The sequence below is a fragment of the Bradyrhizobium sp. HKCCYLS1011 genome, from assembly GCF_051167795.1.
GTDB lineage: Bacteria > Pseudomonadota > Alphaproteobacteria > Rhizobiales > Xanthobacteraceae > Bradyrhizobium.
On record NZ_JBNPTT010000001.1, the window covers coordinates 785,035 to 797,113 of the forward strand.

At 64.4% G+C, this 12,079-nt stretch carries 12 protein-coding genes; 7 read left to right on the top strand and 5 right to left on the bottom strand.

Annotation, left to right across the window (positions count from 1 at the left end):
* Positions 1-139: 139 nt before the first annotated feature.
* The 5 genes from ACQR1W_RS03635 to ACQR1W_RS03655 all read right to left on the bottom strand — a co-directional run bounded on the left by ACQR1W_RS03635 (position 140) and on the right by ACQR1W_RS03655 (position 5,045).
* Entirely contained in the window at positions 140-1,012 is an 873-nt protein-coding gene (locus ACQR1W_RS03635; RefSeq protein WP_434849523.1) for an SH3 domain-containing protein, read from the bottom strand.
* 93 nt (positions 1,013-1,105) lie between these two features.
* Positions 1,106-1,963, bottom strand: coding sequence for a DUF2066 domain-containing protein (locus tag ACQR1W_RS03640; protein ID WP_434849524.1), 858 nt, complete (start codon positions 1,961-1,963; stop codon positions 1,106-1,108).
* 101 nt (positions 1,964-2,064) lie between these two features.
* Positions 2,065-2,364 carry a copper-binding protein gene (locus tag ACQR1W_RS03645; RefSeq protein WP_434849525.1) on the bottom strand — a complete coding sequence of 100 codons (300 nt, stop codon included), beginning with the start codon at positions 2,362-2,364 and terminating at the stop codon, positions 2,065-2,067.
* 828 nt (positions 2,365-3,192) lie between these two features.
* Positions 3,193-4,044 carry a 3-hydroxybutyryl-CoA dehydrogenase gene (locus ACQR1W_RS03650; protein WP_434849526.1) on the bottom strand — a complete coding sequence of 284 codons (852 nt, stop codon included), beginning with the start codon at positions 4,042-4,044 and terminating at the stop codon, positions 3,193-3,195.
* Between the two features lie 101 nt (positions 4,045-4,145).
* On the bottom strand, positions 4,146-5,045 hold the full coding sequence (locus ACQR1W_RS03655; protein ID WP_434849527.1) for a LysR substrate-binding domain-containing protein: 900 nt from the start codon (positions 5,043-5,045) through the stop codon (positions 4,146-4,148).
* A 236-nt stretch (positions 5,046-5,281) separates the two neighbouring features.
* On the opposite strand from ACQR1W_RS03655, the gene ACQR1W_RS03660 reads away from it, so the two are divergent.
* The 7 genes from ACQR1W_RS03660 to ACQR1W_RS03690 all read left to right on the top strand — a co-directional run bounded on the left by ACQR1W_RS03660 (position 5,282) and on the right by ACQR1W_RS03690 (position 12,016).
* Positions 5,282-6,679 (top strand): MFS transporter, encoded by a 1,398-nt coding sequence (locus tag ACQR1W_RS03660; protein WP_434849528.1) that lies wholly within the window; start codon positions 5,282-5,284, stop codon positions 6,677-6,679.
* 47 nt (positions 6,680-6,726) lie between these two features.
* The gene (locus ACQR1W_RS03665) at positions 6,727-7,830 is read left to right on the top strand and encodes an amidohydrolase family protein (protein WP_434849529.1); all 1,104 of its coding nucleotides are present in this window, start codon (positions 6,727-6,729) and stop codon (positions 7,828-7,830) included.
* Positions 7,827-8,924 carry an amidohydrolase family protein gene (locus tag ACQR1W_RS03670; RefSeq protein ID WP_434849530.1) on the top strand — a complete coding sequence of 366 codons (1,098 nt, stop codon included), beginning with the start codon at positions 7,827-7,829 and terminating at the stop codon, positions 8,922-8,924. The genes ACQR1W_RS03665 and ACQR1W_RS03670 overlap by 4 nt, the downstream gene beginning before the upstream one ends.
* The gene (locus ACQR1W_RS03675; protein ID WP_434849531.1) at positions 8,921-9,334 is read left to right on the top strand and encodes a Rieske (2Fe-2S) protein; all 414 of its coding nucleotides are present in this window, start codon (positions 8,921-8,923) and stop codon (positions 9,332-9,334) included. Before ACQR1W_RS03670 ends, ACQR1W_RS03675 begins: the two co-directional genes overlap by 4 nt.
* Before the next feature lie 150 nt (positions 9,335-9,484).
* Positions 9,485-9,940, top strand: a complete 456-nt coding sequence (locus tag ACQR1W_RS03680; protein WP_434849532.1) for a hypothetical protein — start codon at positions 9,485-9,487, stop codon at positions 9,938-9,940.
* 301 nt (positions 9,941-10,241) lie between these two features.
* Positions 10,242-10,679 carry a DUF2231 domain-containing protein gene (locus ACQR1W_RS03685; RefSeq protein WP_434849718.1) on the top strand — a complete coding sequence of 146 codons (438 nt, stop codon included), beginning with the start codon at positions 10,242-10,244 and terminating at the stop codon, positions 10,677-10,679.
* Complete coding sequence (locus ACQR1W_RS03690) at positions 10,676-12,016, top strand: PQQ-dependent sugar dehydrogenase (protein ID WP_434849533.1); 1,341 nt, start codon at positions 10,676-10,678, stop codon at positions 12,014-12,016. Before ACQR1W_RS03685 ends, ACQR1W_RS03690 begins: the two co-directional genes overlap by 4 nt.
* Positions 12,017-12,079: the final 63 nt, after the last annotated feature.

The following is a 12,079-nucleotide window of genomic DNA, read 5'->3' on the forward strand; positions in this document are numbered from 1 at the left end:
GGCAGCAGAGAGACTGAATGATGCGGGGGGAATGCGGATTTATGTAGTCGCTGACGCGGCATTCGCCAGTCCGGTATTCCCACAGCAAAAAGCCCGGCGCGATGGCCGAGCTTCTTGCCTGAATCACAAGTTGGCGAGATCAATGTGGATGACCGGGGCCACCGCCCCGCGGACCACCACCTCCGCCACCCATATGAGGCGCGGCGCCCATCGGGGCACCACCGCCATGCGGCGCGCCACCCATCTGCGGGGCACCACCAGATGGGCCGCGCGGAGCGCCGCCCATCTGCGCGTGGGCCGCCATCGGAGGCCCGCTCGGCCGCGCGAAGTTGGGTTGCGCTATGTGGGGCGTCACGTTCGGACGGGCCACCGGGCCGGGTGCAAAGCGCGCGCCGACCTGTGCGCCAGGGCCTGGCTGCATGCCGCCGAAGCGATGTGGGCCGGCCTGGTGCCCGATCGCGATCGGAGCGCCTGGGCCGCGCTCATGCTGCGCAAACCCGCCTGGCCCCTGCCGATGCCATCCGCGGCCGACCACGCCCGGTCCGGGCGCGACGCCAATATCGGACCGCCCGGCGAAGCGCGCATGCGGGCGCGGGCCATACGCCACTGCCGGCGGGTGCTGATGCCAGTAGCGATCCCAATAAGCGTGGCGGTGATACCAGGAACGGCCGACATAATAGCTGTCCCAATAGCTTGACAGTACGAACGGCACGATCGGAACGTCATCGGCATAGTCGGGCAGATAGACGTAGCGATGGCGATACAGATAAGCGAGCCTGGTCGCGGCGACCCAGCCGCGTTCACCCGCAAAGCTCACATCGCACCACGCACCGCCACGGATGCAGCCGTGAATGTTGACGCGGGCGCCGGCGGGAATGCGATCGACGGCTGGAAAGCCGAACCCGGGTCCGGCGCGCAGCGTGGCCGAATTGCGGACCAGCCCCGGCGCAGCCAATGCCGAAGCGGGCGCTGCCACAACAAGTGCGGCAGCGAGACATGTCTTCAGGTTCATGATGACGACCTCCTCATTTGAAGGAGGAACTCAGGAACAAACGCGCCGTTCCGTGCACGGATTGTCGCAGTCGCGATGCAGCAAGCGCGATTGCTATTGCGGCGCGCCGTTACCGGACAGGATCTGCGCGGCGCCGCCGAGTCCGCGCCGAAACGCTTCGTCGAAGGTGACGCCAGCGAGATGCCAGCGATGCGGCCGGCCGTCGACATCCAGCCGCCACTCCGTCGACCAGCCAAGCGCGTCATCATCCCAGCTGAGCTGCCCGATCAGGATCGCTTCCGCGCCTTGCCCGCTCAGCGCCGCTGCCAAGTCCGCGGACGATGTCTTGATAACATCGGCAGTTTCGATCTTTCCCTGCGCCAGAGCTGCGCTGTCGGGCAACACGATCGAGACTCCGCGCTTGAGCGCCGCCGCACGGAGCGCCTCGCGCTGCAGCTCCGACTGCCGGCCATCGGCGGCCACGAAGTAGGTGCGCCCGCCCGGCGCCATCGCGACGATGACACCGAGCATGGGGCGATGCGATGCCCACGGCTTCAGCCCCAGCGTGCCGAGCAGATCGTCGATCTTGGCTTTGTCGAAATCAACGATGAGATCGTAAGGCCGGTCGCGGGTGCCCTGTTCGTCACGCTTCGGCGTGCCCGTCATCTGGTCGTGATAATCGAAGCCGGTGACGAACTCGGCGGCGCGCGCCTTGTACGGCGCAAGTCGGGAATCTCCGGCGAGCTGCAGCGCGCCGGAGACCTTGATCAACACATCCTCGAGGCAGACCGCAAAGCCGATGCTTCGGTTCGGCTCGAACTGCCCGGTGACGATGGTCTGTGCGCGGTAGAGATCATCTGCGCGCACGGGCTGCGAGAGCAGCAGCATGGCGATCAGCTGGATCGCGAGACTCAGCGCGACGCCGCCCCGCTCATTTCCCGTCGTCCGGTCGACCCACCGCCGATGCATCATCTGCGCCCCCCGCTCCGCACACCGCGAACGCGCAGCTCCCCGGCGGCCGGAGATCTTGTGCCGGCCTGATCGCAGGAGCTGCGCGCCTCGATCTTATCGCACTATTTCTGGCGGTCGAGCTTGGTAATCGTCTTCGTGCCGCCGCCGTCGGACGTCGAAAACGTCACGCGGTCTCCGGCGTGGATGTCCTCGACCATCGCATTGTCTTTGATCTTGAACTCCTCGGCCGTGCCGGAGGTGTTGGCGCCCACGGTCCCGGTCTGAATCCGCTGGATCGAAATCGTGCCGTTCAACCGGTTGATGCCTGTCACCATGCCGGTCGTGCCTTGCTCGGCCGCCGCCACAGACATGCTGATAGCTACGGCCGCGATCCCCGCCAAAGCGATTGTTGCTGCTCTCATCGGCCTTCTCCTGAATGTTGACCCCGGGCAACAAGACGCCGTGAATCCATTTGGTTCCCGGGAACCTCTATTCGCATACTCCGCAAACGCGGCAGTTTGACGAACATCGCTGCGGCGGAGCTGACAGACACTACGTGTTGTTCATCCGCGCAAACTGCGCAGCGTCAATGGCGGACTAGCTGTCACCTATCTAGTTTGCTATCCGACGCCGGCAAGGATGGATTCGCACACTTGCTTACCGCAGCGGTCAGACACGGAGGCGAGGCGCGATTCGCTTGCGACATCTGCCACAATGACTCATTCATCATCGTGTCACAAAGTGCCTTGACAGCGCCGTGGCATGGGAGGAGCATAACATGTGTCAATGCAGCGGGTGCAGCCGCGCAAGCGACGGCAGCCGCAAGCTGACAATGGCCAACCGCGAAAGCAAGGGAGGTTTGATGACTCCACCTCCGTACCAGATCCGCTGAGTGCGTCGGTAACCCTTCGGACCAGCGCATAGCGGCAAACCCACGAACGGCACGCCGGGTTCGAGGTTTAGTGGGCCGCATCAGCAAGGCATGGCCCCTTACCCACCCGGCGCTGTGCCGTCTGAAGGGCGCGGCGGGTTGCCCGCTTCTTGACGCGACTGATACGAGGTCGCGACGATTGCTTGTACGCCGCAACGATATTTGCAATGAGTTGGTCGCGCAACAAGGTTTGCGCAGAACTGATTTTTGCGAATTGGTTTTGAAGCAATAATTGTCAGTCCGGAATGGTCGATCCGATCATCGCTGCGGCGGACGCGCCCTTGCCGCCCGCCGCAACGATCAAAGCGCTCCGCAATTACTACTTGCTGTAATCGTAGAAGCCCTTGCCGGTCTTGCGGCCGAGCTGCCCGGCAGCGACCATTTCCTTCAGCAGCGGCGCCGGGCGATATTTCGGATCGTTGAAGCCGTTGTAGAACACTTCCATCACCGACAGCATCGTGTCGAGGCCGATGAGATCGGCGAGCGCCAGCGGCCCAATCGGATGATTGCAGCCGAGCTTCATGCCTTCGTCGATGTCAGCGGCGGTCGCGATGCCTTCCGAGAGCGCGAAAATCGCCTCGTTGATCATCGGGCAGAGAATGCGGTTGACCGCAAAGCCGGGGCTGTTCTTGGCGGTGATCGCGACCTTGCCGATCCGCTTGGCAAAGGCCTCAGCGGCGGCATGGGTCGCGTCGGAGGTCTGCAGGCCCCGGATCAGTTCGAGCAGCGCCATCATCGGCACCGGATTGAAGAAATGCAGGCCGATGAAGCGATCCGGCCGGTCGGTCGCGGTCGCAAGCTTGGTGATCGAAATCGACGACGTGTTGGTCGCGATCAGCGCCTCCGGCTTCAAGGTCGCGCAGAGGTCCTTGAGGATCTTGTGCTTCAGCTCCTCGTTCTCGGTCGCAGCTTCGATGACGAGATCGCATGCCGAAAGCTTGCTCTTGTCGGTGGTGCCGGTGATGCGCGACAGCGCCGCCTCTTTGTCGGCGGCCGTCAGCTTGTCTTTCTTCAGAAGGCGATCGAGGCTTGAGCTGACGGTCGACAGGCCGCGTTCGACCGCTGCGTCCGAAATGTCGACCATGACCACGGGCACGCCGGCAAGCGCGCATACCTGCGCGATGCCGTTGCCCATGGTGCCTGCTCCGATGATGCCGACGGTCTCAATCATGATTGTGTCCTCTTCTTCTGCGCCAATTCTTCCACGCCAAGCGCTCGTACGCGCTGCTTAGCAGCCAATCGTCGCAATCGATAGCTCCCGCATCCCGGCGGTCAAGCCGCACCGCTGACGCGCGCCGGACTTGTCGCCGCCACGGCATGAAAGGCGTTGCGAATGGCGGCGAGCAAGGTCTGCACACGCGCCAGATTGGCCCGTGTGGCCGGGACCAGCGCCTTGACCCAGAGATCCGGAATCGGGATCTCCGGCAGGATTTCGACCAGCGCGCCGGTGCGCAACGGCACCGCGACCGCCGCCCGCGACACCACCGCAATGCCGCTGCCTGCGCACAGCGCATCGATCAGAAGCGCATTGTTGTTGCTGACGAAGTGCGGACGCACTGCGACCGTGATCACTCCGGTCCTGCCTTCGAACGTCCACACCGGTCCCATCGGAGCGAAGACGAGACAATCGTGATGGACGAGATCGCGGACGTGATGCGGAGCGCCGCGCCGCGCGAGATAGGACGGGGCGGCACAGAGCACGCGCGGAAACGCCTGCAATGGCTCTTCGAGCACGCCGTGGAACGACGACGGCATCATCGTTAGCACGATGTCGAATCCCTCTTCGACCGGATTGACGGTGCGATCGACCAGAACGGCCTCCAAGGTCACACGTGGATATTTGATCTGAAACGATGAAAGGATTTCTGCCAGATCGATCGCCATTGGCGAGGCCGGTGCCTTGATTCGCACCTGGCCTTCGAGCTCCTCGGGCGAGCGTCTGATGCCCGCGACCATTTCATCATATTCGCGCACGATGCCGCGGATGGCATCGAGATAGCGCTCGCCGACCTCCGTCAGCTGTAGCCGGCGCGTGCTGCGGCGCAGAAGCGTGCAGCGCAGCGACCATTCGAGCTGCCCCACCCGCTTGGTCACGACCGAGGGCGCGACCCCAAGCTGCCGGCCGGCCTCGGAGAAGCTGCCGGCCCGGACGGTCGCCACAAAAGCCTTCATATTCAAAAGGCTATCCGTCATTTCATCCAATTGGGAAAAGATATCACGCCGAAATAGCTTATTCTCCTGCGAACCCGAAGCAAATAGCCTTCTCCTGCAAACTGCTTTGGCCGCCGGCGCGACTTTCAGTTGCGCTTGCGAGGTCGGCTGCTCCGCCCAGAAAGGCCGGCCGTCGCCAGAGCGGTTTGCATCAAAGCCGCCAAAAACAAAGCAACGGCGAAGGGGAAGGAACGACAATGAGCGCAGCCGCCATCATTGATGTCAGCGCTGTTATCGAGCGCCAGCGCCGGAACGGGCTGGTGCTGACCGTCATGATCCTGTCGACGGTCATGATGTTTCTCGACGGATACGACCTGCACGCGATGGCGTTTGCCGCGCCGACCGTCGTCCGCAGCTGGAGCATCGACAAGGGCTCGCTCGGCATCGTCTTCAGCGCCGGCGTGTTCGGCATTCTCGTCGGAGGCCTGATCTTCGGCTATCTCGGAGACCGCATCGGCCGGCGTCTGTCGATCATCGCCGCGACGGTCACCTTCGGCGGCTTCAGCCTGCTGACCGTCTGGGCCGGCGATCTCAATTCCCTCATCGCGTTGCGCTTCCTCGCCGGCCTCGGCATCGGCGGCCTAGCGCCGTTGTGCTTCTCGCTCAATCTCGAATATGTGCCGGGCAGATATCGGGGCACGGTGGTCGCGATCATCATGCTGGGCTATGTCGCAGGCGGCAGCGCCGGCGGCGTCATCGCGGCCTGGCTGGTGCCGCAGTTCGGTTGGCCGATCGTGTTCTGGATCGGCGGCGTGCTGCCCTTGGCTGCCGCCGTGCTCAGCTTCTTCACGCTTCCCGAGTCGATCAAATTCCTGGTCGTTCAAGGGAGACAACCCGACGAAGTCGCGCGCATCCTCAACAGGATCGAGCTGGGCCTGCAGGCACGCTCAACCGCACGCTTCGTCATCGATGAAGAGAACCAACCCGGCCATGCCGGCACCGGCCTGAGTTCGAAGATCGCGGCCTTGTTCGACGGGCAGCTCGCGCTGATCACCCCGCTATTGTGGCTCGCCTATATCGCCAGCTCGATGACCATGTTCTTCCTCGGCAGCTGGACACCGATCCTCGCCGAGGCATCGGGACACACGCCGGCGCAGGCCGCGTTCGCGCTGTCGATGTTCAGCCTCGGCGGCGCCGTCGGCGCCTTGATGGTCGGCTGGATGCTGGACAGGCTCGGCGTGCTGGCGATTGCGATCATGCCGGTGATCGCGTCGCCCTTGGTTGCCTCGGTCGGCCTCGCCGGCTTCGGTGGCAGTGCGTTCCTGGTGGCGATGGCCTGCGTCGGCTTCTTCGTGGTCGGCGGTCACCAGGGCCTGAACAGCGCCGTCGGCCTGTTCTATCCGAGCGCCAACCGGTCCACCGCGGTCGGCTGGGCGCTGTCGGTTGCCAAGATCGGCTCGATCACGGGACCGCTGATCGCCGGCTTCCTGATCGCGCGCCAGCTGCCGGTCGCCAACCTGTTCCTGCTTGCGGCGCTGCCGCCGCTCATCATGGCCAGCTGTGTCGTCGTGCTTGGACTGTCGCAGCGCAGGCAGACGACGAGCGCGGCTTCGGACGTAGCGGCAGCAAAGATGGATCAAGCCGCCCCGGCATGAGACGCCGCGGATCGGGATCAGAACGATTGGAGTTACGGAGCACGCCGATGAAGATGCCTTCCGCAGGAGCAATCGATTGCGATCTGCATGTGCCCGCGCCCAGCATGGCGCAGCTCCTGCCTTATCTCAACGACTATTGGCGCGACCAGATCGTCAATCGCGCGATCGACCGCATGCCGTTTGCGATGATGAGCTATCCGCCGAATGCGCCGATCAGCATGCGCGCCGACTGGCGGCTGCAATCGACAGCCAATCCGCTCGAAGCCTTGCGCGCGCATGTGCTCGACGCTTTCGATCTCAAATTCGCCATCGCCAATGTGATCCACGGCTGCGTGGCGCTCCACAATGACGACATGGCGGCAGCGCTCTGTCGCGCCGTCAACGATTGGCTCCGGACCGAATGGCTGGATCGCGAGCCTCGCCTGCGCGGCTCGATCCTGATCCATCCGCAGGATATCTCGCAGGCGGTCGCCGAGATCGAGCGGCTCGCCCCGGACCACCGCTTCGTCCAGCTGCTGCTGCTGGCGATGGGCGAGCGGCCGCTCGGCCGGCGCGAGTTCTTTCCCGTCTACGAGGCCGCCGAACGGCACGGATTGGTCGTGGCCGTGCACGCCGGCAGCACCTATCGCTACGCGCCGACCATCGTCGGCTGGCCGTGCTACCAGTTCGAGGACTATGTCGCGCAGGCGCAGGCGTTCGAAAACCAGACCGTGAGCCTGATCGCCGAAGGCGTGTTTCAGCGTTGTCCGGGCCTCAAATTCGTCTTCCTGGAATCCGGTGTCAGCTGGCTTCCAGTAACGATGTGGCGAACCGACAAGACCTGGCGCGGCGCACGGCCCGAGACGCCCTGGGTCGACCGCTGGCCGTCCGAGATCATCCGCGAGCATATCCGCCTGACCACCCAGCCGTTCGATGCGCCCGACCCGACGGCGGTGGCACAGGTGGTCGACCGGATCGGCTCGGACGAGATGCTGCTGTTCGCGACCGACTATCCGCATTGGCAGTTCGATGGCGAGGACGTGCTGCCCGACGGGCTGCCCCAGCCCTCCGTGAGGAAGGTTCTCATCGACAATGCGATGGCGACCTATCAGCGCCTCTCGCAACGCGCGGTCGGCGGCGGGACTGCAGCGATCAAGGAGGACGTGCGATGAACGCTCCATTTCTCGAACAGACCGCGCGCCAGACGCTCGCGGTGGTCGATTGCGACATCCATCCGGCGCACCGCACGCCGGGCGAACTCTCACCCTATCTCGAGCCGCGCTGGCGCGAGCACTATCAAACCTATGGCGTGCATGTGCGACAGGCGCTCTCCAGCTCGCTAATGTTTCCGCGGATGATGGCGGCGGGCATGCGCAGCGACGCCCTGCCCGAGACCGGGCCTGCCGGCTCTGATCTCGACATGCTGCGCAAGCAGCATCTTGATCCCGTCAACGTCGAGTTCGGCCTGCTGATGGCGCTGAGCAAGGGCGGCATGGAGGAGCGCAATCCCGGCTTTGCTGCCGCAATGTCGCGCGCGACCAATGATTGGCAGATCGACCGTTGGGTCCGCGAGGAGCCGCGGTTGCGGGCCGGCATCGTCGTGCCGCAGGAATTCCCCGAATCTGCGATTGCCGAGATCGAGCGCTGCGCCGGCGATCGTCGCTATGTGCAGATCATGATGTCGTCGCGGCCGTCCGATCCGCTCGGTCATCCGCGCTATTGGCCGATCTACGAGGCGGCCGAGCGCGCCGGCCTGCCGATCGGCCTGCATCCGGTCGGCTACAATGGCGGACACCCGTCGACCGGCTCCGGCTGGCCGACCTATTACCTGCAGGAGCATTATGTGTTCGTCGCCTGCATGGAATCGCTTGCGGCCAGTCTCATCCTCGGCGGCGTGTTCGAGCGCTTCCCGAAGCTGAAAGTGGTGCTGGTCGAAGGCGGCTTCGCCTGGGCGCCGGCGCTGGCCTGGCGCATGGACAAGCACTTCGAGAAATTCCGGAAAGAGGTGCCGCACCTGAAGCGGCGCCCATCGGACTATCTGCGCGAGCACATCTGGTGGACGACACAGCCGATCGAGGAGCCGGACCATGCGCGTCATCTGGTCGAGATCATCGATTGGATCGGCTGGGATCGCCTGCTCTACTCATCGGACTATCCGCACTGGGATTACGACAATCCGAGCTTCTCGTTCAAATTCCCGATGACGGAGGAACAGCGCCGCAAGATCTTCAGGGACAATGCCGTGGCATTGTATCGGCTGTCATGAGCCGCCACGTGGTTTGTCCGGCAGACGAGCTGCCGCCGGGATCGCGCAAAGTCGCAACCGTCGACGGCCGCGAGATCGCGCTCTTCAATGTCGAGGGACGCTTGCACGCGCTGCTCAACCGCTGTCCGCATGGCGGCGCCCAGATCTGCAAGGGCGTGGTCACGGGCATCGCAAGATCCGCCGGTCCGGGCGACTACCGATTGGAACGACATGGGGAGTTCCTGCGCTGTCCCTGGCACGGTTGGGAATTCGAGCTCGCCACCGGTCAGTCCTGGTGCGACCCGCGCTCGACCCGCCTGCGCAATTACGAGGTCAAGCTCGAAGCCGGCGCCGAACTGGTGAAAGGGCCCTATGTGGCCGAGCGCTATCCGGTGACGATCGAGGACGCCTATGTCGTGATCGATCTCTGAGCGCTGGTCCTAAGTAGCTCTTCTAAGTAGCTCGTCTAAGTAGCCCGCGCCGAGTGCGCTGCGATCTCGGAACGATTTGGCTGGCCCGTTTGTTTTGCTCGATGACGTCGACTTCGGGTCGGCATGAACGAGCAAAATGGAGCGGCTTCCATGGGCGGCGGAACAGGCGGCGCTGAAACGTTTTGGGGCTGGGGAATCGGCATCATCATCCTCGGTCTGGTCCTGGCCTATGCCGTCATACGCGCGGGCCGGTTGCGGCCGGCGGAGCGCGCCCGTCTTGATCAGAACACCAGGGACACTTTCGCGGCGCAGGATCAGATGGAGCGCAACGGCCCGGCCGGCAGCGATGTTCCAGTGCGCAGCAGCATGCCTTATGGTGTGATCATTCCGATCGCCCTGGTCGCCTTCGCGATCGTCCTGATGATCTGGTCGTTCGCAGGCGATCGCGTGCCACGGCAGGATGCGCAGACCACGAGCCAGCAGACCACCGGCAGCGCCGTGCCGAAGCAGAGCGAGCCTTCCGCTCCCGCGCCGGCGATGCCACGCAACGACGCCGGCAGCGACAGCGCGCGCGGCACGCAGGCGCCGCTGAACAAGACCCACTGATCACGCTGAGGTGCCGCTCGAGTGCCTCGCGCCGCTGATGCATTCCTGGCATGTCCCGAGCAACTGGCGTCATTGCGAGGGACCGACAGCGACGAAGCATGCAGTTGGTCGCCATCCGCCATTGATCGATACGGCTGCCGCGCGAGCAGAGCGACATCGCGCTCTCGGAACTCGCCGCCACCAACAAACAGTGAAGTTCGCCGTCCAAAAGGAACCGACGCGAGGCAGTCAGGTTGGCGCAGCATCCCTCTTCTCGCTGCCGAGGAGCTCCGCTTTGACGATTTCCGAAACCCATAAAGTCATGCTTGAGCCGACCGTACAAATCGCGCGGCACCCGATCCATCCCATGTTAGTACCGTTCCCGATCGTGTGTTTCATCGGCGCGTTCATCACCGATATCGTCTATTGGCAGACCGGCGAGATGATGTGGACCGATATCTCGGCCTGGCTGCTGCTGGTCGGCCTGATCATGGGCGTGCTGGCCGGAATCGCCGGACTGATCGACTTCCTCGGCAATCGCCTGATCCGGTCGCAGACGCCGGCCTGGCCGCATATGCTCGGCAACCTGCTGTTGCTCGTACTGGCGTTCTTCAACAACATGGTCCACACGCGCGATGCCTGGACATCGGTGGTGCCGACCGGCCTCATCCTCTCGCTGCTCACGGTTCTGATCCTGCCGATCACCGGTTGGCTCGGCTGGTCGATGGTCTACCGCCACGGCGTAGGAGTGGCCCGATGATGAGATCGAACACCTTCCGCGTCGCGCCGCTCTTCATCACACTGCTGCTCAGCGGCACCGCGCTCGGCTTGGCCGGCTGTCACGAGGGCGGCGATCCCAAGGCCGAATACGGCCCCAACCCGCCCCTGCCGGCGCTGCAGCAATTCCTGCTGCCGCCGATGAAGCTGGCGACCGTCGTTGGCTGGAAGCAGGGTGAGACCCCGACCGTGGCGCCAGGTCTGAAGATCGAGGCGCTCGCCACTGACCTGCAGCACCCCCGCTCGCTCTACACGCTCCCGAATGGTGATGTCCTCGTCGTGGAATCCAAGGCGCCCCCGCCGCCTGCGCCCAAGCGGCCGAAAGACATCGTCATGGGGTTGGTCGAATCCTGGGTCACATCCGGCGGCAAGACCGGGCCGAGCAACCGCATCACGCTCCTGCACGACGCCAACGGCGACGGCGTGCCGGAGAGCAAGAGCGTATTCCTCGACCACCTCAATTCGCCGTTCGGCGTCGCGCTGGTCGGCAACGATCTCTACATCGCCAACACCGACGCGATCGTGCGCTACCCCTACACGCCGGGTGAGACGCAGATGACCGCGCCCGGCACGACCTTGATGCCGCTGCCGGGCGGCCCGATCGACCATCACTGGACCAAGAGCCTGACCGCCAGCCCCGACGGCAACCTGCTCTATGTGGGCGTCGGCTCCAACAGCAACATCACCGAGAACGGCATCGAGGCCGAGAAGAACCGCGCCGACATCCTCGAGGTCAACCGCGCCAACGGACGCTGGCGCATCTTCGCCAGCGGCCTGCGCAATCCGAACGGTTTGACCTTCGAGCCGCAGAGCGGCGCGCTCTGGACGGTGGTCAATGAACGCGACGAGCTCGGCCCGGACCTGGTGCCGGACTACATGACCTCGGTGAAGGATGGCGGCTTCTACGGTTGGCCCTATAGTTATTACGGCCAGCATGTCGACCCGCGCGTGATGCCGCAGCGTCCGGATTTGGTCGAAAAGGCGATCGTGCCGGACTACGCCTTGAGCTCGCATGTCGCGCCGCTTGGGCTGGTGTTCTACACCGCCGACGCACTGCCGCAGGCCTATCACGGCGGCGCCTTCGTCGGCGAGCACGGCAGCTGGAACCGCACGCCGCTCAACGGCTACAAGGTCGTGTATGTGCCGTTCGCCGACGGCAAACCAAACGGTCCGGAGCAGGACGTGGTCACGGGCTTCTTGAACAGCAACGATGAAGCGCGGGGCCGGCCCGTCGGCCTTGCCGTCGACAAGACCGGTGCGCTGCTGATCGCCGACGACGTCGGCAACACGGTGTGGCGCGTGACCGCCGCCGGAGGTTGATGCGAGAGACGGCGCCGCGGGCGTACAAACGGCCGCAGCGCAGACTCGATCCATCTCGAGCCG